Origin of the sequence: Streptomyces sp. NPDC048825, from assembly GCF_043198355.1 — a bacterium.
In the GTDB taxonomy this organism is placed as follows: Bacteria; Actinomycetota; Actinomycetes; order Streptomycetales; family Streptomycetaceae; genus Streptomyces; species Streptomyces xiangluensis.
The window spans coordinates 1-20,532 of record NZ_JBICUR010000010.1 but is presented as its reverse complement, the minus strand read 5'-3'; the positions used below and the strand labels follow the sequence as shown (position 1 = coordinate 20,532).

18 protein-coding genes are annotated in these 20,532 nt (G+C 68.2%); 10 read left to right on the top strand and 8 right to left on the bottom strand.

Features of this window, described 5'->3' with window-relative positions:
- Positions 1-9: 9 nt before the first annotated feature.
- Positions 10-1,302 (bottom strand): sugar ABC transporter substrate-binding protein, encoded by a 1,293-nt coding sequence (locus ACGFNK_RS23755; protein WP_393418911.1) that lies wholly within the window; start codon positions 1,300-1,302, stop codon positions 10-12.
- A 191-nt stretch (positions 1,303-1,493) separates the two neighbouring features.
- Here ACGFNK_RS23755 and ACGFNK_RS23750 point away from each other — a divergent pair, with 191 nt between their 5' ends.
- Both ACGFNK_RS23750 and ACGFNK_RS23745 read left to right on the top strand, forming a co-directional pair.
- Positions 1,494-2,126, top strand: a complete 633-nt coding sequence (locus ACGFNK_RS23750) for a TetR/AcrR family transcriptional regulator (RefSeq protein ID WP_393418909.1) — start codon at positions 1,494-1,496, stop codon at positions 2,124-2,126.
- 663 nt (positions 2,127-2,789) lie between these two features.
- Positions 2,790-4,499 carry an MFS transporter gene (locus ACGFNK_RS23745; protein WP_393418907.1) on the top strand — a complete coding sequence of 570 codons (1,710 nt, stop codon included), beginning with the start codon at positions 2,790-2,792 and terminating at the stop codon, positions 4,497-4,499.
- Positions 4,500-4,719: 220 nt separating this feature from the next.
- On the opposite strand, the gene ACGFNK_RS23740 is transcribed toward ACGFNK_RS23745, so the two are convergent.
- Positions 4,720-5,499, bottom strand: a complete 780-nt coding sequence (locus ACGFNK_RS23740) for an IclR family transcriptional regulator (protein WP_393418905.1) — start codon at positions 5,497-5,499, stop codon at positions 4,720-4,722.
- Positions 5,500-5,646: 147 nt separating this feature from the next.
- On the opposite strand from ACGFNK_RS23740, the gene ACGFNK_RS23735 reads away from it, so the two are divergent.
- The 3 genes from ACGFNK_RS23735 (at position 5,647) to ACGFNK_RS23725 (ending at position 9,184) form a co-directional block, all read left to right on the top strand.
- Positions 5,647-6,846 carry an FAD-dependent monooxygenase gene (locus ACGFNK_RS23735; protein WP_393418903.1) on the top strand — a complete coding sequence of 400 codons (1,200 nt, stop codon included), beginning with the start codon at positions 5,647-5,649 and terminating at the stop codon, positions 6,844-6,846.
- 382 nt (positions 6,847-7,228) lie between these two features.
- Positions 7,229-8,926, top strand: coding sequence for a thiamine pyrophosphate-binding protein (locus tag ACGFNK_RS23730; RefSeq protein WP_393418901.1), 1,698 nt, complete (start codon positions 7,229-7,231; stop codon positions 8,924-8,926).
- A 33-nt stretch (positions 8,927-8,959) separates the two neighbouring features.
- Positions 8,960-9,184, top strand: coding sequence for a hypothetical protein (locus tag ACGFNK_RS23725; RefSeq protein WP_393418899.1), 225 nt, complete (start codon positions 8,960-8,962; stop codon positions 9,182-9,184).
- 500 nt (positions 9,185-9,684) lie between these two features.
- On the opposite strand, the gene ACGFNK_RS23720 is transcribed toward ACGFNK_RS23725, so the two are convergent.
- The 5 genes from ACGFNK_RS23720 to ACGFNK_RS23700 all read right to left on the bottom strand — a co-directional run bounded on the left by ACGFNK_RS23720 (position 9,685) and on the right by ACGFNK_RS23700 (position 14,934).
- On the bottom strand, positions 9,685-10,281 hold the full coding sequence (locus ACGFNK_RS23720; RefSeq protein ID WP_393418897.1) for a nuclear transport factor 2 family protein: 597 nt from the start codon (positions 10,279-10,281) through the stop codon (positions 9,685-9,687).
- Positions 10,282-10,607: 326 nt separating this feature from the next.
- Entirely contained in the window at positions 10,608-12,098 is a 1,491-nt protein-coding gene (locus ACGFNK_RS23715) for an aldehyde dehydrogenase (protein WP_393418895.1), read from the bottom strand.
- 167 nt (positions 12,099-12,265) lie between these two features.
- Positions 12,266-12,670, bottom strand: coding sequence for a nuclear transport factor 2 family protein (locus tag ACGFNK_RS23710; protein WP_393418893.1), 405 nt, complete (start codon positions 12,668-12,670; stop codon positions 12,266-12,268).
- Positions 12,667-13,629, bottom strand: a complete 963-nt coding sequence (locus ACGFNK_RS23705) for a PDR/VanB family oxidoreductase (RefSeq protein ID WP_393418891.1) — start codon at positions 13,627-13,629, stop codon at positions 12,667-12,669. Before ACGFNK_RS23705 ends, ACGFNK_RS23710 begins: the two co-directional genes overlap by 4 nt.
- A gap of 9 nt (positions 13,630-13,638) precedes the next feature.
- Positions 13,639-14,934 (bottom strand): Rieske 2Fe-2S domain-containing protein, encoded by a 1,296-nt coding sequence (locus ACGFNK_RS23700; protein WP_393418889.1) that lies wholly within the window; start codon positions 14,932-14,934, stop codon positions 13,639-13,641.
- 337 nt (positions 14,935-15,271) lie between these two features.
- On the opposite strand from ACGFNK_RS23700, the gene ACGFNK_RS23695 reads away from it, so the two are divergent.
- Entirely contained in the window at positions 15,272-15,913 is a 642-nt protein-coding gene (locus ACGFNK_RS23695; protein ID WP_393418887.1) for a TetR/AcrR family transcriptional regulator, read from the top strand.
- Positions 15,914-16,063: 150 nt separating this feature from the next.
- Entirely contained in the window at positions 16,064-16,486 is a 423-nt protein-coding gene (locus ACGFNK_RS23690; protein ID WP_393418885.1) for a heme-binding protein, read from the top strand.
- A gap of 397 nt (positions 16,487-16,883) precedes the next feature.
- On the opposite strand, the gene ACGFNK_RS23685 is transcribed toward ACGFNK_RS23690, so the two are convergent.
- Positions 16,884-17,765, bottom strand: a complete 882-nt coding sequence (locus tag ACGFNK_RS23685) for a LysR substrate-binding domain-containing protein (protein WP_393418883.1) — start codon at positions 17,763-17,765, stop codon at positions 16,884-16,886.
- 71 nt (positions 17,766-17,836) lie between these two features.
- Between ACGFNK_RS23685 and ACGFNK_RS23680 the strand changes: the two genes are divergently transcribed.
- The 3 genes from ACGFNK_RS23680 to ACGFNK_RS23670 are packed head-to-tail and all read left to right on the top strand — an operon-like array spanning position 17,837 to position 20,423.
- A complete protein-coding gene (locus tag ACGFNK_RS23680; protein WP_393418881.1) occupies positions 17,837-19,042 on the top strand; it encodes a thiolase family protein in 1,206 nt (401 codons plus the stop codon).
- Entirely contained in the window at positions 19,039-19,734 is a 696-nt protein-coding gene (locus tag ACGFNK_RS23675; RefSeq protein ID WP_393418879.1) for a 3-oxoacid CoA-transferase subunit A, read from the top strand. The genes ACGFNK_RS23680 and ACGFNK_RS23675 overlap by 4 nt, the downstream gene beginning before the upstream one ends.
- Positions 19,731-20,423: a 3-oxoacid CoA-transferase subunit B gene (locus ACGFNK_RS23670; RefSeq protein ID WP_393418877.1), complete on the top strand. Its 693-nt coding sequence runs from the start codon at positions 19,731-19,733 to the stop codon at positions 20,421-20,423. Before ACGFNK_RS23675 ends, ACGFNK_RS23670 begins: the two co-directional genes overlap by 4 nt.
- Positions 20,424-20,532: the final 109 nt, after the last annotated feature.

Here is a 20,532-nt window from a genome sequence, read left to right as displayed (position 1 = left end):
TGGTCGTGGTCATCGAGGCTGCCCCGTTCCGATCGAGGACGCCTTCGCCTGAACCCGTTCCAGAGCGTCCTTCGGCGACGAGACACCCTTGGCGACCTTCTCGATCTCGGCATCGAGGACCGCGGTGACCTGCTTCCACGTGGTGACGTTCGGGCCGGGCAGCGCGGTCTCCAGCTGGGACCGGAAGACGGACAGCACCGGGTCCGACTTGAGCTTCCCCTCACTCCAGGCCGACTCCACGGCGGGAAGGTCTCCGGACAGTTCGTACCAGTCCTGCTGGACGTCGGGCCGGGAGAGCCACCGGATGAACTTCCAGGCACCGTCGCGGTTCTTCGCCTCCTTGAACACGGCCCAGTGCCCGCCCCCGATGTAGCTGGCGTTGGACTTCGGCCCCTTGGGGAGCGGGGCGATCCCCACCTTGTCCTTGACGAAGTCCGCTCCGCCCGCCTCCTTCAGCAGTGCCGTCTCCCAGGGGCCGGAGATGAGTGCGGCGGTGGAACCGTCGACGAACTGCGGCTCGATCTCCCCGAGGCTCACCGGCCCGTTGCGGGTCGAGGTCTTCGACGTGAAGAACGACTGGTAGAACTCGAGCCCCTCGAGTGCTTCGGGCGTGTCGAAGGTGAACTCGGTGCCGTTCTTGTTCATGAGATCCGCGCCGGCCTGCCACATGAAGGGCAGGACGCCCTGCCAGCTCGCCGCCACGCCGGTGGGCAGCGACAGGCCCCACTTCGCGCCCTCCTTCTGGAGGGCTTTCAGGAACGGGCGGTACTCCTGCCAGGTCTTCGGCGCGGACACTCCGGCGGCCTGTGCCAGGTCCTTGCGGTAGAACAGGGAGCGTGTCTCCACATACCAGGGGACGCCGTACGTGCCTTTGTCGAAGGTGGTGCTCCGGGCGGCGCCGCTGTAGAAGGACGAGGTGTCGACGAGGCCGGCCGGTACCTGCTCGAGTCCGCCCGTCGAGGCGAAGTTCGTCAGGTCGGCGGCTCCGACGAGGGTGGCGTCCGGTGTGTCCTTGGAGGCGATCGCCGTTTCGACCTTCTTGGCGTAGTCCTGCCACGGGATGGCCGTGACCTTCACCTTCGCGTCCGGGTTGGCCTTCCGGAAGCGCGCGGCCAGCTTGGGCAGGTGCTCACCCTCGATGCCCATGGCCCATACGTTGATCTCGCCCTTGGCCGGTGAGGTGTCGACGGGAGCGCTGGTGGCGCCCCCACTTCCTTGCGTATCGGACCGGCCGCAACCGATCAGGAGCAGCGCGGCGGTCAGTCCGCCGATGAGTGCTTTCGAGACATGTGAGGTGAACATCGTTGTCCGTCTCCTCTCCACCCGGTGGATACGTGCGCGGCTCTGCCGCACGTCGTGGTGTGGGTGAGCGAGACCGTACAACGAAACCCGAACAGTTGCCATAGTTTCAACGAGGGCAATGGTGGCGGGCGGGTGGCTGGACACTGTTGCGCACCGCCACCCGGGTTCGGGGGCATGCTTAGGGTGGGGGCATGACCGACGAGACGACGGCCCGCCCGGCCACCCGCCGAGGCCCATACGCCAAGAGCGCACAGCGCAGGGCCGAGATCGTCGCTTCAGCGACCGCCGTGTTCGCGGCGCGCGGCTACCGCGGAGGGTCCCTGAGGGAGATCGCCAAACAGCTCGGCATGAGCCTGACCAGCGTCGTGCACCACTTCCCCAGCAAGAGCGCGCTTTTGGTCGCCGTCCTCGAGAACGCCGATTCCGCGAGCGGCGACTCCTTCGAGTCGGACAGCCGGGAAAAGGGTGTGAACTACGCGGTAATGCGGTACGTGCGCCGCAATCTGGAACGACAGGAGATGCTGCGGCTCCTCGCCTTGATGGCCGCGGAGGCCTCGGCTCCCGATCATCCGGCGCACGAGTGGTTCCGTGACAGGTACGAGCGGGTCGTCACCCTTCTCACGACCGCGGTACGCAGGGACCAGGACGAGGGTCGTATCTCGAACAGGAGGCATCCCGAGCTGATCGCGGCGGCCCTTGTCGCGATGTGGGACGGGCTCCAGCTTCAGTGGCTCATCGACCCGCGGCGTGATCTCATGGCCGGGATATCGGCCGGGTTGCAGGATCTGTTGGGTGATCCTTCCGTCGGCAGCCGGTACCCGTAGCATCACCTGGCGCCCTCCCGACCGGACATCAGCCGCGGCGCCCGCCCGGGCTTCCGGCCTGCCGGGTGCGGGTATGCGACGCAAGCCGCTCACCGCCTTGTTCAAGTGCGCCCGGCCCGGGCCTCTCAGACAGGCGGCGAAGTTTCATCGGGGACTTGGTGCCGGAGACTGCGAGCGATCTCCTGCCCTATACCGGCACTTCCCCCGGTCACGACGGCAGTCCTGCCCGCCAGTCTCCCAGCCATGACTCATGTCTCCTTGGTCAGCGCTCGAAGTGAACCGGAGGGGTGCACTGCGTCATGGAGCGACCTCTCCATAGAAGCGATGCGCTTCTTGGTGCCACCCGAGCCCGGCCGGCCCCGGCAAGGCCGTCGCCATGGACCTTGCGCATCGCGTCTGCGGATGAGTAGTGGCCTGTTCGTCTAATGAACATGCCCATTGGGCGTGACGGGGGCCACACCCTACTTTGTCGCTTCTCGACGGGTTGGCCACCAGGCCGAGCGTCCGGAATCAGGTCCGGTCGAAGAGCCACGCGGAGGCGGTCCGCGAAGGCTCCTGGGGCGTTCGGCAGCGGTGTTGCTGGATGACCGAGACAGAAGCACCCCAAGGTCCGGCGGCGAACGCCGGTTCCGACAGCAGCGCTCTGCGCGCAAGGAGTCGTCCATGGTCCAGATCGATTCACCCAGTGCGTCAAAGGGAGAGGGTGGCAGATACACCCTGAGCTCAGGCACTCTGACGGCGGTGGTTCTCGCCGTGTGCCTCGCGCAGATAGCCCTTTCCGTCCCCTCGCTCATCAACGGGCTGATCCAGCAGGATCTCGCGCCGTCCTCGGCCCAACTGACGTGGATCACCGAGGCTTTCATGCTTCCTGTCGCCGCGTTGGGACTGGGCTTCGGGGTGTTCGGTGACCTGTTCGGCCGTAAGCGCCTGCTCATCGGGGGCGCCGCGCTCATTGTCGTGGGCTCGGCTCTCGCGGTCCTGGTGCCGGCTGAGGGATCCTCGACCGACGCTCGGGTGACGTTGCTGATCCTTGCCCAGGTCCTCAACGGCATCGGGGCCGCGGCCATCTTCCCGACGAGCCTCGCCATGGTGGCGGCCGGTACGCACACCACCGCCACCCGCGCGCGTGGCGTGGCGATCTGGGCCACCGCGCTCTCGGTCGGCGGCTTCCTCGGACCGCTGCTGGCAGGCGTCGCCGCCAAGATCGAACTCGGCTGGACCGGGAACGCGAACTGGCGCTGGGCCTTCGTCGGCGTCCTTGTCATCGCTGCGGTGAGCGCGGTCCTGTCGCTGGCCCGCGCCCAGAACTCCGCCTCGCCCGAGGGCCGATCCATCGACTGGCCGGGTCAGATCACTGCCGCACTCGGCCTGTTCGCTCTGATGTACGCCGTGATCCAGGGCCCCGAGAGTGGCTGGGGGAGCCCGCAGATCGTCATCGCGTTCATCGTCGCGGCCGTCTTCCTCGTGCTGTTCGTCTTCGCCGAGAGCCGCGCGGCCGAGCCGCTCCTTCTCCTGAGTGTGTTCAAGAACCGGGCGTTCGCCATGAACTCGGTGGTCACCCTGACCGGTATGTTCGCGTTCCTCGTGATCATGTACGGCACCAGTATCCGCCTCACCACCATCCAGGGATTCAGCCCACTGCAGAGTTCCGTCGCCTACCTCTTCTTCGGAGGCATCGGCTTCGTACTGCTGCCCCTCACCTCCAAGCTGCTCGAGCGCTACAACCCCCGGTGGGTTCTCTGCGCAGCCCTGATCCTCATCGGCGCCAGCGGGCTGTGGTTCGCCGGTGTTCCGACGAGCAGTCGGGCCCTGGGCGCCATCGTCGGGCCTCTGATTCTCGCCGGCGTCGGCTCGGCACTCGCCTTCGCCGCCATCAGCGCGGTTGCGGTCAACACGTTGCCCAACCACCTCGCCGGTATGGCGAGCGGTGTCACGAGCACGTTCCGGGACCTCGGGTTCGCCCTCGGCCCCGCGATCGCCGGTGCTGTCGCACTGGGCCGAGCCGCCGACGAGATCGCCCGCAAGCTGGCCGGCGATCCTGAACTGAGGAACGCCTACAAGGCCTTCCAGGCCTCTGCTGCCCATGCTCCCGCGGATCAGAGACCGCAGCTCGAGGCGGCAGTGCACGCCGTGGAATCGGGCCCGCTCGGCGCCAACTCGGTGCCGGCCACCATCCCACTGCCGGATGGTCAGGTCGTGCCCTTCAACCCACTCAAGGACGTCGCTTTCGACGCCCTCAGCAGCAGTTACTCCCTCGCCTACGTGCTCGGTGGTGTGGCTGCTCTCGTGGCGGCGGCACTCACTCTCGTGGGTTCGCGCGGTGGTATGGCCGAGGCTCATCTCGACGACGACCCGCACACCCTCAAGGACTGACCGCCCGACGAACGGGTCGGCACAGGGACACGGGTAGCAGGCCGGCCAGGACAACCGGAGCGCCTGCCGCGACTCCTCCTCCTCCTCCTCGGGAGCAGCAGTTGCGGCAGGCCACGGCGGGTGTGGTTCTCGACCGACGAGGGATGGCGCCTCGGCCACATGCAGCTCTCCCGGCGGCAACCGCCGGCATGACGCGCCGGTTTCCTCGCCCCGCGAAGGGTTACGAGGTGTGGATGGGAATGCCCGGCCTCCAGCCGAGACTCCTGGACAATCCCAGTCCGCTCGTGACCAGCGTGGGAACGGCCGCTTGCAGTTTGATCGAGCCCGCAGCCACCACAACGGACATGGCCGCGACGACTTTGCCGCGGCCGTCGACGATGCGCGTCGCGACCGACTCCACCCCTTCGCTCAGCTCTTCCTTGACGACCACCGTTCCGGTCGAGCGACAGGACGCCAGTTCGCGACGGAGTTCGGCCGGCTCCACGATCGTCCTCGGAGTGAAGCGCTGCAGCCTTCCTGTCAGCACCTCATCGATGAAGGCGGGACTGCTGTGGCTGAGAAGCACCTTGCCGACACCTGAGCAATGCAAGGGCAGAAGGCCGCCGACCTGCGATGTCAGACCGACGGCGTTGACCGCCGACAGCCGCTCGATGACCACGGCCTGGTCGCCTTGGAGGACGGCCAGTTGCACATGCTGGCGAAGCGCCGTGTAGAGGTCCTCCACGAACGGCTGCGCGGCGCTGCGGAGCGTCTCGGCGCGCGGTGCGAGGGTTCCGAGGCGCCACAGGGGCAGGCCGATCGCGAACCGGTTGTCGCTGGTGCGCTCCAGCGCGCCGGCCTCCAGAAGATCGAGCGTGAGGCGCCTGGCGGTGGCCTGCGGCATGCCGGTACGTCGGACCAGGTCGGCGAGGCTCAGCTCGGTGTTGTTGGGGTCGAAGGAGAACAGCAGATCCCACAGTCGAGAGCTCACTGAGCGCCCTGGCTCGTGCGCGCGAGGCATGGGCCTCTCCTTCATCGTTTGTGGCCCCGGTCACTCTACCTTTCATGTTCGTTGGATGGATGACGCTGTTCTAACAATGCGCGGGTTGCCGAAGTCTTGCACACAGCAGTCACCTACCTCGCTCGAAATCCACGGGAGTGAAAGAGCATGATGAGTACGGGAGCAGGCCCTAAGATCGCGATCCTCGGTGGCGGCATCGGAGGCCTCGCTGTCGCGGCTTTCCTTCGCGACAAGGGCTTCGACAGTGACGTCTACGAGCAGGCGGCCGCACTGACCGAAGTCGGTGCCGGCCTGGTGATCGCGCCCAACGCCGCCCGCCTTCTACGACGTCTCGGGGTGCTGGACCGGTTCATCAAGCGCGCAGTCCAGATGGAGATCGGTTGGGAGTTCCGGCGCTGGGAGAACGGCGCCGTCCTCTCCGCGGAGAACCTGGATGAGGGGTGCATAGGCCTGTACGGCGAGCACACTTACACCGCCCACCGCGCCGACCTGCTGGCCGCCTTGAGGTCAGCCGTCCCTGAGCACTCGGTCCACCTCGGCAAGCGCTGCGTCTCGGTCGAGTTCGAAGACGACCAGGCGGTTCTTCAGTTCGAGGATGGCGAGACGGTTCGCCCGGACATCCTCATCGGCGCCGACGGGGTCCACTCACGAGTGCGCGGCGCCAACGTCGGGCCGACTCACGCCAGGGAGTCGGGCATCTGCGCCTTCCGAGCTCTCGTACCAGCGGAGAAGGCACCCGACTTCGCCAGGCGGCGTGCCCAGACCCTCTGGATCGGTCCCGACCGCCACCTGGTGCACTACCCGGTCTCCGGCGAGGAGTACGTCAACCTCGTCGCCTTCGCACCTGCCGGGGCGGGCAGTGTCGAGTCGTGGACGGCCACCGCGACGCTCAGGGAACTACTCGACGAGTTCGCCGGGTGGGATCCGCGTCTGGTGGAGCTGATCAGGGCGGCCGACACGCCGGGGCGCTGGGCGTTGCTCGACCGCGAGCCCCTCGACCACTGGAACCATGGAAACGCGACCCTGCTGGGTGACGCTGCCCACCCGATGTTCCCGTTCTTCGCCCAAGGCGCCGCCCAGGCGATCGAGGACGGCGCTGTCCTGGCCCTCTGCCTTGCAGCGGACCCGGACAACCCGGTCGCGGCGCTGGGGCGCTACGAAGAGCTACGTCGACGCCGCACGGCACGCCTGCAGGAGGTGTCGCACGGAAGGTCTCACATCAACCACCTTCCGGACGGCCCTGAGCAGCAGGCGCGCGACCTGGCGTACTCGCAGGCAGACCCGCTCAGGACGAACGGCTGGATCTACGAGTACGACCCCGAAGTCGCTGTCTCAGCCTCGGTGTGAATCAGCCCTCACGGGTCGGGCTCGGTTCTGGAGTCGCTCAGGCTCCGTCCCGGACAGTCGATCGCGGTATTCGGCACCGGAGGCGTGGGGCTCGCGGCAATCTCCTTCAGCGACTTTGCCATGGCGTGGACGCAGACCAGTTCCCGTCGTGTGATCAAGGCCGTGATCAGGATGCCGGAAGCCTGACATCGCTTCCGCGAACAGTCCGCTCGACGAGGTCTCGACCTTTCGGCGCCGAACAAGGCATTGACCATCCAACGAACACAGCCGTTGTCGTCACCCAGGCCGCAGCCGAGACTCCCGTACGGGCGGCCCGAGATACGGCCCTGTCCCAACGACCCTTGTCGAAACCCTGAGTACGTCCAGAGAGGCGGACCATCGAATGGCACCCGCAACCGGTAGTGGGCTCGTCGTGCGAACGCTGCAGCGAGCTGGAGTCGACGTGGCCTTCGGCCTGCCCGGAGCACACATCGACAGCATTCTCCAGGATGCCCTGGATGCCAAGCTTCGGATCGTCGACGTGCGCCACGAGATGAACGCCGGCCACGCGGCCGAGGGCTATGCACGGGTCACCGGGGACCTGGGGGTCGCCATCGTCACGGCCGGTGGCGGCTTCACCAACGTCCTGACCTCGGTCGCCAACGCCTATCTGGACCGGACCCCCGTCCTTTATATCGCCGGCTCCGGTCCTCTTGAGACGGACCAGGTCAACGACCAGCAGGCCGGATTCGACCAGGTCGCCATGGCAGCCCCGGTGACCAAGTTCGCGCACCGCGTCACCCGTGCCGAGCTGATCCCTCGCCTCGTCGCCCAGGCGATCCGTATCGCACAGTCGGAGCCCAAGGGCCCGGTGCTCCTCGACATTCCCTGGGACGTCCTACGCCAGCCGGTCGATGTCGATGAGGTCGACGACTACCGCATTGCGATCGACGACACCGGCATCGCCCCCGCCGGTGGCGTCGATCAGATCCTTGAGGCGCTCAGTGCCGCCCAGCGGCCGATCGCGCTGGTCGGCAAGTCCTTCGTCACCGCCGAGGCGCGGGCACAGCTGCACGAGTTCGCCACCCGCACCGGAGTGCCCCTCTTCTCCGATTGGGAGGGTCTCGGGGCGATCGTCGGCTCCGAACAGCACGTCGGTCTCGTCCAGACCTTGGCCACCGTCCCTGAGAACGAGCGGCCCGACCTGGTCCTTCTGCTCGGGCTGCGCTTCGGAATGACCACCCGGTTCGGTACGGGCAAACTGCTCCCGAAGAGCTCGCGGATCTTCCAGATCGACCCCGACGGCCGTGAGCTCGGCCGTCTGCAGGATGTCGAACGCGGCATCCAGGCCGACCCGGTCGGCACGATCGGCCTGCTGATCGAGCGCCTGGGCGACAGCCCGGTGCCCTCCGGACGCGACGACTGGCTGGGGACCCTGCGGGACGTCTCGGCCACCCGGCGGTCCGCACTTGCCGCCGAAACCGAGGAGCACGAGGACGACGCGATCCACCCGTACCTCGCGGTCCGCACGATCGTTGAGAGCGTCCCCGACAACGCCACCGTGGTCGTCGACGGCGCCCTGACCGAGCTGTGGCTCTCCGAGACGATCGCGCTCGCGCCTCTGGCCCACTACCTCGGGCACGGCTACCTCAGTTCGATGGGGAGCAACCTCGGCGTGGCTCTGGGAGCGCAGTACGCGGCTCCTGACAAGGCGACGATCCTCGTCACCGGCGACGGTGCCGTCGGCTACAGCCTCGCCGAGTTCGACTCCCTCGTCCGGGCGGGGCTCCCGGTCATTGTGATCGTCCTCAACAACCAAGCCTGGGGCGCCACCCTGCACACCCAGCAGTTTCTCTTCGGACAGGACCGCGTCACCAACAACCGCCTGGAGAACGGCTCCTACAGCGGCGTGGCACGAGCTCTCGGTGCGGACGGCGTCGACGTCACAGAACTCGACCAGCTCCGCCCGGCGATCGAGGCCGCCCTCGCGGCCCGCCGACCGACGTGCATCGACGTGCGAGTGAGCCTTGCGCCCATTCCTCCGGAGGAGCGCGTCCTGAATGGCGGAGCTCCGTTCGGCGGCATCGAGATCGACGCATGAGCCGCCACTCCTGACCGGCCACGAAGGAGCACCATGGACGGCACGACTGACGCCGGAAGTCGAGACCTGGTCGTCGAGGACCGGCGTCAGTGTATGAAGATCGCGAGTGGTCTCCTCGACCACGGGGAACTTCGCGAGCGAGTCGACCGCGAGGTTTGCACCCACCGGCCCCCAAACGCGCATGTCGCCCGGGACCTGGGCATCCGCAAGGAAGCCCTGCTGCAGTGGGTCCGCCAGGCCGATGCCGGACCGGGATGACCGGCTGACCAGCGCCTTACGCGAGGAGCTGAAGCAACTCCGCAAAGACAAGGCGGAGTTGAAGCCGGTGAACGAGCTCCTGAAGACCGCCAGTGTGTTTTTGCCCAGGACCTCGACCGTCCCCGGACGAGGCCGAGGGCGCCCCCTCTGGGGGCGACCACCTGCTCCAGACGGGTCTCGGGGCGATCCCGTCTGCCGGGTGCTCCAGCTGTCGTCGTCGGCGCATTTCCCCGCATTTCCCCCGAAGGAGCGGCCGAAGTCAGCTCGCCGACTGCGCGACGAGCAGCTCATGCCGCTGATCCAACAGATTGCCGTGCCCTGGGATCGCGCAGTCGAATGGGGCGGGTCGGGTGCGCGCTGGACAATGCCGCCGCCGAGCCACGCGCACGACAACATCTCCAGGCTTCCAGGGGACTGACGGCGACCCGCGCTCGTGTCGAACGATCAGTTCGGTGAAAGTACGGTCGGATGGTGAGCGGCCTTGCGGGTGACGTCCTGCATCAGGCCCCGGCCAGCCATTGCGTGCCTTCGGAGTAGAGCTCCTCGACTGCTGTGCCGGTGAGGCCGGGGAGTCCTTCCTTCACTGTGAAACCCGCCTTGGCCTGCAGGTAGGCCAAGTGCCGATAGCCGGTCGGGAACCGATCCAGGAGCTCGGGATCCAACGTCAGTGAGGCAGCGGGGTCGACGACGTCGAGCCGGTCCTTCTCGTAGATCGGCTGCCGGCGCACGATGGTCCAGCGCCCCTCGTGGCGGGAAAGGAAGTCGTAGAAGCGGCCGGTGCAGACGCCGTCGACCTCGACGCCGTCGACGTTCGCACGCTGGTTGATGGTCATCTTCGTCTGAGCGATGGCTCGGTCGCCGACGATGTCCGCGGTGTGGCCACCCAGGAAGTGGAGGATGCTGACTCCGCTGTCGAAGCCCTCACGACTGGCCTTGATGAAGTCGGTGGCGCTTCCCTGGAACCATGTGGCGCTCATCCAGCCATCGCGCGGATGCCAGACCGTGGCGAAGCGGCTCCACTCCCCGGCATCGCGCCACAGCGCCCAGTTCTCGATGAGTTGCCGGATCTCGTGGCGGTCGTTGTCGGCCTGAGACATTGTTCGATCTCCGATCGGGTCTCATTCTGCGAGCTGCAAGTAGCGGTAACTGGCCGACCGGACGCCATGGCGGCGTACTCCTTCCGGCCGAGCTTGACCAGCAGACGTGCGGAGACCTCTGTTACAGATGCCTCGTCAGGCAGACCGGAAGAACTTCTCCAGCTCTCGGTCGAGCCGCTGGGAGGCCTCTGCCTCTCGGGCGTCCGCCAGCCATGCCGCGCCCACCGCCGGGCTGAAGGCCGCGGCAAGGCACCACAGCCAGGGGAGCAAGGGCCGGGGGCGAAGCGCACGCCGTGTACGTGCGCCGCGCGACCTGCGTCGCATCGTCAGATGGGGTAGTGGCGGGATCCGGACTGGATGGTGATCCAGCGCAACTCGGTGAACTCCTCCAGCGCGGCGCGGGAGCCGAACCGACCCCAGCCGCTGGCGCCGACACCACCGAAGGGCATCTGGGGCTCGTCGTGCACGGTGGCGCCGTTGATGTGGCAGATGCCGGACTTGATCCGGCGAGCCACGTCGAGCGCCGCTGCCGCGTCCTTGCCGAAGACCGCGGCGGAGAGCCCGTACTCGGTGTCGTTGGCGACCGCGACGGCTTCGTCGGTGGAATCCACCTCGATGATGGAGACCACCGGTCCGAAGGTCTCCTCGGTGTAGATGCGCATGTCCGGCATGACCCCGCGCAGGACGGTGGGCTGCACGAACAGGCCATCGGCCGTGCCGCCGGTCAGGACCTGCGCACCCTTGGCACGGGCGTCCTCGATCAACTCGACCACGTGGTCGCGGGCGGCGGCGTGGACCAGCGGACCGATCTGTGAGGCGGGGTCGCTCGGCGGTCCGACGACCAGCTTGGCGGCACGTTCGGCCAGGCGGGAGGAGAGCTCGTCGGCGACAGTTCTGTCCACGATGACGCGCTCGGTCGACATGCAGATCTCGCCCTGGTTCATGAAGGCACCGAAGCTGGCCGCGGCGGCGGCCTCTTCCAGATCCGCGTCGGGAAGTACCAGGAAAGGTGCTTTGCCGCCGAGTTCGAGGACCACGCGGGTCAGGTGGCGACCGCCGAGTTCGCCGATGATACGGCCGACCCTGCTGGATCCGGTGAAGTTCACGCGCGTCACGGCGGGGTGGGCGATCAGGGCTTCGACGACGCTCGGACCGTCCTCGGGCGCGTTGCTGATGAGGTTGACCGCTCCCGCGGGCACACCGGCGTCGTGCAGCACCCGGACGATGGCTGCCTGGGTGAGCGGCGTCTGCTCGGAGGACTTCAGCACCACGGTGTTGCCCCACACCAGTGGCCACACGATGGCGCGTACGCCGAGGATGAGCGGTGCGTTCCACGGTGCGATGCCGACGACGACGCCGACCGGCTGGCGCACGCCGAGGGCGGTGAGGCCGGGCACGTCCGACGGAATGACCTCGCCGACGGCCGAGTAGGCCTGGGCGGCCGCCTCGACGAGCATGCCCTTCGCGACGTGCACGTTGAAGCCGCACCAGGGGAGAGTGGCACCCATCTCCCGGCTCATCGTCGCGACGATGTCGTCCTTGCGCTCGTCGAGCAGGACGGCGGCACGTTCCAGGACAGACCGCCGTGCGGCCGGCGGAAGGGCCGACCACTCCGGAAGGGCGGCCGCCGCCGCGTCCACCGCGTGGTTGACATCATCGACGGAGGCCGCGGCGACCCGTGCGATCGGTTCGCCGGTCAGGGCCTCGGATGTTTCGAAGTAGCGGCCGTCCTTGGCCGCGACGTGCTCGCCCGCGATGAAGAGGTCACTGGTCCGGACCGTGCCGGATGTGGGTGCCTCGGTCTCAGTGGCTGACATGTGTTGCCTCACTTCCACGACAGCGGCGATCGCCGCACGAACCATGCATGGCGATCGCCGCACGAATCATGTGCCTCGAACTCTTCATGACCGGCGGCACGCCCTGAACCCTCTTGTCCGTTCATCGAACAGCGTCGTGAGGGTCATGCCGTCGGCCTTCCGGGACGTCAGACCGGCGGGAAACGCCTGCCCATGACCATGTGCGCCAGGCGCCAGCCCTCCGCGGTCTCCTCCCAGACCTTCGTCACCACCTCCTGCATCGGGAACGGCGCGATGGTCTCGTCGAGGACGGTGTACATCTCGTGGAAGCACGTGGTGATCGCGGTGTTGCCACGCACCGTGATCTCGAGCTCCGTGGCCTTCGCGGAGACGGAGCGGCGGCGGGTCACATGGAAATGGGCCCAGGTCTCCCGGTCGTCGACCCTCCCGACGGGGCCATGGACGACGCGGCTGTCCTCGAGCATGAGGGGGATCAACGCTGTCTCGCCCTCGACGAGAGCCACGAGCCATGCGGCCTCCAGCTGCTCGATCGCCTCGACGGCCTTGGTGGTTGCCGTGGACGTGGCTGTCATAGGTCCAACTCCAGAATCGGTGAGTGTGCTCGGGACGAGCACGTGGTGAACATGCCGTCGGCGCGTTCACGATCGGTCAGGATGTCGTCGCGGTGGTCGGGCTCTCCGGCGAGTACGCGCACGATGCACTCGCCGCAGATCCCCTGCTGGCAGGAGTAAGGGGCGTCGACGCCGCCCGCGAGCAGGACGTCGAGGACGTTCTCGCCTTCCTTGATCTCGTACTCGCCCCCGGACTTGGCGAGCCGCACAGTGAAAGTCCCGCCGGCCGTGTGCGCGGCGGCGTCCTCCACGGGTGCGAAGCGCTCCTTGTGGATCGCTTCGGCAGGCCATCCCGCTGCGAGCGCGGAGGAGATCACGAAGTCCATGAAGCCCCCGGGACCACAGACGTAGATCGCCGTCTCGGGGTCGGGCCGACCGATGTCGGTGGCGATGCTGAATCGCTGGTCGTCCGGGCCGTCGTCGAAGTGGAGCCGAACGTGAGGGTTGTGCTCCAACTCGTCGAGGAACGCCGAATCCGTCCGGCTTCGAGCGCAGTAGTGCAACTCGTACTCCGCGCCCCTGGCTTCGAGCGCGTGCGCCATGGCCAGCAGGGGAGTGACGCCGATACCGCCGGCCACCAGCAGATGGCGACGTGCCTCGTCCGAGACTCCGAACCTGTTCCGTGGAAGGGAGATCCGCAGCCTGTCGCCCTCACGGAGTTGATGCATCCCGAGCGAGCCGCCGCGCGACGCCGTCTCGGCCAGCACCGCCAGGCGGTATCGGGCGCGGTCGTGGGGCGGCCCGCACAGGGAGTACTGGCGGACCAGCCCGGCGGCACCGTCCACCAGTACGTCGACATGGGCGCCGGCGGCGAACTCCGGGAGCTGGACGTCTTCGGGACTGACCAGTTCGAGCACCACGATCCGGGCAGTCGCGTCGCGCCGGGCGACCACGATGGTGTCGAGCCACTCGTTGCTCATGGTTCTGGCTCAGATGCCGGCGGCGGCCGGGGCGTCGGCGTTGTCGCCCGCCGCGCGCTTGCCGAGGGTGAAGAGGCCGGACTCGGTGCGGTGGACCTCCGACGCGTCGCGGACGATGTTGATCGGGTCGCGCCCGGCCTCGACGTCGTCGGCCATCGCGAGAAGCATGCGACGCAGCATGACGACGCCGCGGTCCCCGGTGGCCAGGGTCTCCTCGGAGTCCAGGGTGATCGCTCCCTGCGAGCCCTGGGCCTCCGCGTCACCGGGGAATCGCTGGCGTTCCTCGTCGGTCAGCTCGTGGTTCTGCTTGCCGTTCTGCGTGATGCCGATGACGAAGTGGACCATGCGCTCGGGATCGTTCGTGCGGATCGAGAAGAAGAGCCGGTGGCTGGTGTCGTCGGAGGGTACGACCCACAGCAACTGGTCCGGCCGCTCGTCGGGGGTGACCTTCACGAAGTTCGGCAGGCCGAAGACGTTGGGAAGGTGTTGCTCGACCGCGAAGCCGTACTCGGTGACCTCGCCGTCCTCGCCCTCCATCTCGAATCGCTGGGTGTACTTCAGTCCGTGGTCGGTGCGCTCGTACGTCACACGGTCGGCGATGAGGGCCGGGTCGAAGAAGTTCTCGGGGTAGCCGAAGGTGCCGGTGCCCAGCATCTGGTACCCGCTGTGCGTGGAGTGGAGCCAGGTGACGTGCGTCGGGTCGGCGGAGTTCTCGTAGATGTTGAGCCAGCTGAAGTCCGTCGGCATGCCGAGGACCGCGGCGTGGGGGACTGGCCAGCTGGCGAAGTACTTCTCGTCCTCGGCGGGGTTCTCCAGCGCGTCGTAGCGGGGGAGTTCGGGCTTGAGCTCGGGCGGGCCCATGTAGACGAAGACCAGGCCGTAGCGCTCCGCGACGGGGTACCACGGCTGACGTGCGGCGTCGCGCCTGCGCCCCAGTCCCGGCTCACATGCCTGCTCGATGCAGCGGCCCTGGACGTCGAACTTCCAGCCGTGGTAGCAGCAGCGGATGCCGTCGTCCTCGACACGGCCGTAGTAGAGGCTGGCGCCGCGGTGGGTGCAGCGCTCGATGACGACACCGGGCTTGCCCTGCCCGTCCCGGAACACGACCAGGTCCTCGCCCAGTACGCGGGTCTTCTGCGGCAGGGCACCGGCGATGAGCGTTTCCGAGCTGGCGATCGGGTGCCAGTAGCGGCGCAGCGCCTCGCCCATGGGCGTACCGGGCCCGACCTCGCGCAGGCGGGCGTTGTACGAGGGTTTCGGGCGACCGTAGGCCGTGCCGGTGTCGACTTCTGAAGTGGTGGTCATCGTCCTGCCTCCTGTGCGGCTCGGGCGCACAGGAGGTGGCGCGTGCAGGGCTGTGGTGGATCACCTGCGAGGGCACCGGCATGTGCGACACACAAAATTAAAACGTGATTCACATTCGCATTTTCTCTCGCGGGGCGTCAAGAGTCACGTTCAGGTGCTTCCTTGGTTGGGCAGAGTGGTTACGCGGCGGGCGGCCTCGGCCGCGACTCGGTCGAGCGTGGTGCCACCCGTGTGCGCGCCGCTCGCTCAATCGCCTGATCGTGCCGCTGTTCACGGCCGGGCAGCGCCAGGCGCGGGGCTGCCGGAGCGGATGCCGGCGACGTATACGCTGGAGCGGATGAGTACCGAACCGTCACTCGATCTGCCGCCGGCGCAGCAGGCGCGTAGCCGGCTTACCCAGCAGCGGATCCTGGAAGCAGGTACGGCCCTCCTCGAAGAGGGCGGCACCGAGGCGCTCACTGTCGCGGCCGTCGCTTCTCGGGCGGGCGTCTCGGTGGGCAGCGTCTATCGACGGTTCGCCGGCAAGGACCGCCTGATCGCGGCTCTGCAGCACGACATGATCGATCAGTTTCGCGCTGACATCATTCGCCGCTTCACTCCACTGCGTACAGAGCCGACCGCACTGGTCGCCTCGGCGGTCGCCGGACTCACCGAGACGTATCAAGCGCACGAGCGCCTGATGCGCGTCTTCTTGGCCGCGGGTGCCACCGACCCCGCAGTGGCTCGAGTCGGGTCCGAGGCCGCTATTGATGCCGACCATGTCTTCCGGCAGTTCCTGGAGCCGATCCTGCCGTTGATCGACGCGCCGGAGCCGGAGTTGCGCCTGGATGTCGTCTATCGCTTGATCTACGGAACCTGCCAGAACCGCGTGCTGTACGGCGAACTGTTCGAGTCCGACCGGGCGCTGACGTGGCGTCAGCTGACCGACGAACTGGTGAACGTCGCCTGCCTCTATCTGCTCGGCACGCCGGCGCAGTGAGCTCGGGGTCTGAGCTCTGGGCCTGAGTTCTGAGCCCCCGGATGCGAATGTGATCCCCCCTTCACATTCGCCTCGCGCGGCGACATACTGAGCGGACTCCACGGAAGACGGCCGGTTGACCTTTCGGTCGACAAGGGAAGGAACCGCTCAATGCGAGAGCCCCTCAGCTACGAGATCGCGCACGGCGCCGCACTTGCCGCTCTGGAAGCGGGAAGGGCCGAGGGGCACAAGGTGTGCGCTGTCGTGGTCAACCGAAGTGGCGTCACGAAGGTCCTTCTCAGCGACGACGGTGTTGGCCTCCTCGGCGTGGAGACCGCGCGACGCAAGGCTTACACGTCGGCCGTGAGCGGTGTCCCAACGGCCAAGTTCGCGGCCTTCGCCGCGTCCTTTCAGATGCAGGTGGCACCTCCCCACTTGGTCGATTCCAACCTTTTGCCGGTCGCCGGCGGCGTGCCGATCGTGACGGCTGATGGGGAGATCATCGGCGCCATCGGCGTGGGCGGGGCGGACGACGTCACTGACGACCGCATCGCGCATGAGGCTCGTGATTCCGTCGCGAAGATTGTCGCGTAGGCCTTCCTTCTGGCAGCGATCACGAGCCGCGCTTGTCCCAGGGCGGACCCGGCGCCACCGGCCGCTCCTCAGTGACCGGTCGACCTTCGAGGCGTCGATCCGCGCCAGACTTTTCGCGCTGCCCGCCGAGACCGTGGAGCACACCGGCCACGGCGACGACACCACCATCAGGACCGAATGTGCGGCGCTGCCGGAGTAACAGCTCCGAGCACTCGACGTCGTCTCCCTGGTGAGGAGGTTCCCCGACCCGCGGCCGTCGGGGATGGCGGCGGCTCCGCAGGCCGATGACGCCGGCGGTCCGGCCCGACGCCTACGCCGGGCCGACTGAGCCACCCGACGTCGCCAGGCAGGGTTGTGCGCCATGCGGGGGCGGCCGTGTCCGGCGTCGGTGGATGTCTCAGAACGTCGCCCGGATGACTCCTACGGTGCGCTCCAGGTGCGGCTCGGAGCGGTCGGCGCGGTGGGCGACGGCCAGCTCCACGCGTGCGTTGGCTCCGACCAGCGGTAGGTAGGCGACGCCGTCGAGCGCCAACGCGGTCACCGGCTCGGGCACGATTGCGACGCCGAGGCCGCCGGCCACCAGCGTGACCAGCGTCGAGGTCTCGCCGACCTCGTGGCGGATGTGCGGCTCGATGCCGGCGTCGCGCAGGAGGCCCAGCACCACGTCGTACATCACCGACCGGCGGTCGGCGGAGTGCACGATCATGTCGGCACCGGCCAGGTCCGCTGCCCGCAACCGTTTCCGGCGGGCGAGGGGGTGGGCGACCGGTACGGCGACGACGAGCCGGTCCCGGCGCAGCGTGTGCACGGTGAGAGAGAGGTCGGCCGCTGGAGGGCGCAGCAGCGCGACGTCGATCGCGCCGGAGCGCAGCGCCTCGACCTGGTCGGGCGCGAGCATCTCCCCGCGGAAGGAGAAGTCGACGCCGGGAAGCTCCTCCGTAAGCCGCCGCGACAGTGCGGGCAGGAGGCTGTACGTCGCCGAGCCCACGCACCCGATCGCGAGGTGGCCCACCGCGCCCGCGGCGACGAGCCGTGCGTGGTGGGCTGCCTCGTCGACGTCGGCGAGGATCGCGCGCGCCCGTTCGAGGTAGGCCCGGCCGGCCTCGGTGAGGTCGACGCGGCGTGTGGTGCGGTGGAGCAGTTCGACGCCGAGTTCGGCTTCGAGCTGGCGGATCTGCGTGGAGAGCGGCGGCTGGGCCATGTGGAGCCGCTCGGCGGCGCGACCGAAGTGGCGCTCCTCGGCCACCGCCACGAAGTACCGCAGGTGGCGCAGATCCATATGTTGTCCGTATCAATTGGCTCGGATATGCGTACTTCAGAATATCGTGGGCCGGGATTAGCGTCGCTGCCATGAGTGCTTTCATCTACGCCGCGACGCGGACTCCGTTCGGCCGCTTCAACGGCGCGCTGGCCGGCGTCCGCCCCGACGACCTCGCCGCTGCCGCGATCACCTCGACGCTCGCCAAGGTGCCGGGCCTCGACCACTCCGCGGTCGACGACGTGGTGTGGGGCAACGCCAACGGCGCCGGCGAGGAGAACCGCAACGTCGGCCGCATGGCGGCGCTGCTCGCCGGGCTTCCGGTGAGCGTGCCCGGCACCACGGTCAACCGGCTGTGCGGCTCGAGCCTCGACGCGGCGATGACGGCCAGCCGAACGATCGAGTCCGGCGACGCCGCGGTGGTGTTGACCGGCGGCGTGGAGTCGATGACGCGTGCGCCGTGGGTGCTGCCCAAGTCGGCGAAGCCGTTCCCGGCCGGCGATGTCACCGCGGTCTCGACCACGCTCGGCTGGCGGCTGATCAACCCGCGGATGCCGAAGGAGTGGACCGTCAGCCTCGGCGAGGCCAACGAGCAACTCCAGGAGCGCTTCGGGATCTCACGCGAGCGGCAGGACGAGTTCGCCGCCCGCTCCCACCAACTCGCCCACGCGGCGTGGGAGTCGGGCTTCTACGACGACCTGGTGGTACCGGTCGAAGGCGTCGACCTGACCCGCGACGAGGGCATCCGAGCCGGATCCACACCGGAGGTGCTGGCCGGGCTCAAGCCGGTCTTCCGTACCCCGGAGCAGGGCGGCAGCATCACCGCGGGCAACGCCAGCCCTCTCAACGACGGTGCCGCCGCGGTGCTGTTGGGCAGCGAGAAGGCCGCGGCCATCATCGGGGCCGACCCGATCGCCCGTATCGCCGGCCGCGGCGTGATGGCGCTGGAGCCACAGGCCTTCGGCTACGCCCCCGTCGAGGCCGCGAACCGTGCGCTGGCCCGGGCCGGGATCGGCTGGGACCAGGTGGGCGCGGTCGAGCTCAACGAGGCCTTCGCCGTGCAGTCGCTCGCCTGCCTCGACGCGTGGAAGGTCGACCCCGGCATCGTCAACCAGAAGGGCGGCGCCATCGCGATCGGGCATCCGCTGGGCGCCTCGGGCGGCCGCATCCTCGCCACGCTGGCCAAGGTGCTGCGCGAGACGAAGCAGCGCTACGGCGTCGCCGCGATCTGCATCGGGGTCGGTCAGGGGCTGGCCGTCGTACTCGAGAACTGCGATGTCACGGAGACGGCCCAGTGAGCCGGGCGGAGATCGTCGAGAGCGCCGATGCGGCGGTCGCCGGCATCGAGGACGGGTCCACCGTCCTCGTCGGCGGCTTCGGCCTGGCAGGGATGCCGTTCGATCTGATCGACGCGCTCATCCGGCAGGGTGCGAAGGACCTCACGATCGTGTCCAACAACGCCGGCAACGGCGATGTGGGGCTGGCCGCGCTGCTGGCCGCCGGCCGGGTGCGCAAGGTGCTCTGCTCCTTTCCGCGCCAGGCCGACTCCTGGGTCTTCGACGGCCTGTATCGCGAGGGGAAGATCGAGCTCGAGGTGGTGCCGCAGGGCAATCTCGCCGAGCGGATGCGCGCGGCCGGTGCCGGTATCGGCGCGTTCTACTGCCCGACCGCGGTCGGCACGCCGCTGGCCGAGGGCAAGGAGGAGCGTGAGATCGACGGTCGCAAGTACCTGCTGGAGTACCCCATCAAGGGCGACTACGCGCTGATCGGCGCCCACGTCGCGGACGCGATGGGCAACCTCGTCTATCGCAAGACGGCCCGCAACTTCGGACCGGTCATGGCCACGGCCGCGACGACGACCATCGTCCAGGTCGACGAGGTCGTCGAGCCCGGGACGCTCGACCCCGAGGCCGTCGTCACCCCGTCCATCTACGTCGACCGGGTCGTCCAGGTGGCGGCCCGCCACTACACCGTGCAGGGGGCCAGATGACCACCACGTCAACCACCACGTCGAGCGGCCAGGCGTACGCCGGGGCGCCGAGGAGCGCCCAACACCGGCTCTCGATGGACGAACTGGCCGCCGTCATCGCACGCGACATTCCGGCCGGTGCCTTCGTCAACCTCGGTATCGGGCAGCCCACCAAGATCGCCGATCACCTGCCGGCCGACTCCGGGGTCGTGCTGCACACCGAGAACGGCATGCTCAACATGGGTCCGAAGGCCGAGGGCGACGCGGTCGACCCCGACCTGACCAACGCCGGCAAGGTCCCGGTGACCGAGCTGCCGGGAGCGGCGTACTTCCACCACGCCGACTCCTTCGCGATGATGCGCGGCGGGCACCTCGATGTCTGCGTCCTCGGGGCCTACCAGGTCGCCCTCAACGGCGACCTCGCCAACTGGACCACCGGCAAGCCCGACGACATCCCTGCCGTCGGCGGCGCCATGGACCTCGCCATCGGCGCGAAGGACGTCTACGTGATGATGACGCTCTTCACCCGCTCCGGTGAGCCGAAGCTCGTGCCGCAGTGCACCTACCCGCTCACCGGCGTCGGCTGCGTCAGCCGCGTCTACACGGACTGCGGGATCTTCGACGTCGGCCCCGACGGCGTACGGATCCGGGAGACGTATGGCGTCAGCGCCCATGAGCTCGCGGAGCGACTCGGCATCACGCTGTCTTAGACCAGTCTTAGACCCAATGCCGTTGCTTTTGCTGTGGGCGTAGGCTGGTTGGGAGTGGGTGCCGGGGGTGGTGCGGGTGGCTGCAAGTGCGTCTGACTTATCGGGTCTT

What these genes read in the sequence shown, in the direction of transcription:
- ACGFNK_RS23755 (WP_393418911.1), bottom strand. Translation starts at nt 1,302, where the DNA reads ATGTTCACCTCACATGTCTCGAAAGCACTCATCGGCGGACTGACCGCC.
- ACGFNK_RS23750 (WP_393418909.1), top strand. Translation starts at nt 1,494, where the DNA reads ATGACCGACGAGACGACGGCCCGCCCGGCCACCCGCCGAGGCCCATAC.
- ACGFNK_RS23745 (WP_393418907.1), top strand. Translation starts at nt 2,790, where the DNA reads ATGGTCCAGATCGATTCACCCAGTGCGTCAAAGGGAGAGGGTGGCAGA.
- ACGFNK_RS23740 (WP_393418905.1), bottom strand. Translation starts at nt 5,499, where the DNA reads ATGCCTCGCGCGCACGAGCCAGGGCGCTCAGTGAGCTCTCGACTGTGG.
- ACGFNK_RS23735 (WP_393418903.1), top strand. Translation starts at nt 5,647, where the DNA reads ATGATGAGTACGGGAGCAGGCCCTAAGATCGCGATCCTCGGTGGCGGC.
- ACGFNK_RS23730 (WP_393418901.1), top strand. Translation starts at nt 7,229, where the DNA reads ATGGCACCCGCAACCGGTAGTGGGCTCGTCGTGCGAACGCTGCAGCGA.
- ACGFNK_RS23725 (WP_393418899.1), top strand. Translation starts at nt 8,960, where the DNA reads ATGGACGGCACGACTGACGCCGGAAGTCGAGACCTGGTCGTCGAGGAC.
- ACGFNK_RS23720 (WP_393418897.1), bottom strand. Translation starts at nt 10,281, where the DNA reads ATGTCTCAGGCCGACAACGACCGCCACGAGATCCGGCAACTCATCGAG.
- ACGFNK_RS23715 (WP_393418895.1), bottom strand. Translation starts at nt 12,098, where the DNA reads ATGTCAGCCACTGAGACCGAGGCACCCACATCCGGCACGGTCCGGACC.
- ACGFNK_RS23710 (WP_393418893.1), bottom strand. Translation starts at nt 12,670, where the DNA reads ATGACAGCCACGTCCACGGCAACCACCAAGGCCGTCGAGGCGATCGAG.
- ACGFNK_RS23705 (WP_393418891.1), bottom strand. Translation starts at nt 13,629, where the DNA reads ATGAGCAACGAGTGGCTCGACACCATCGTGGTCGCCCGGCGCGACGCG.
- ACGFNK_RS23700 (WP_393418889.1), bottom strand. Translation starts at nt 14,934, where the DNA reads ATGACCACCACTTCAGAAGTCGACACCGGCACGGCCTACGGTCGCCCG.
- ACGFNK_RS23695 (WP_393418887.1), top strand. Translation starts at nt 15,272, where the DNA reads ATGAGTACCGAACCGTCACTCGATCTGCCGCCGGCGCAGCAGGCGCGT.
- ACGFNK_RS23690 (WP_393418885.1), top strand. Translation starts at nt 16,064, where the DNA reads ATGCGAGAGCCCCTCAGCTACGAGATCGCGCACGGCGCCGCACTTGCC.
- ACGFNK_RS23685 (WP_393418883.1), bottom strand. Translation starts at nt 17,765, where the DNA reads ATGGATCTGCGCCACCTGCGGTACTTCGTGGCGGTGGCCGAGGAGCGC.
- ACGFNK_RS23680 (WP_393418881.1), top strand. Translation starts at nt 17,837, where the DNA reads ATGAGTGCTTTCATCTACGCCGCGACGCGGACTCCGTTCGGCCGCTTC.
- ACGFNK_RS23670 (WP_393418877.1), top strand. Translation starts at nt 19,731, where the DNA reads ATGACCACCACGTCAACCACCACGTCGAGCGGCCAGGCGTACGCCGGG.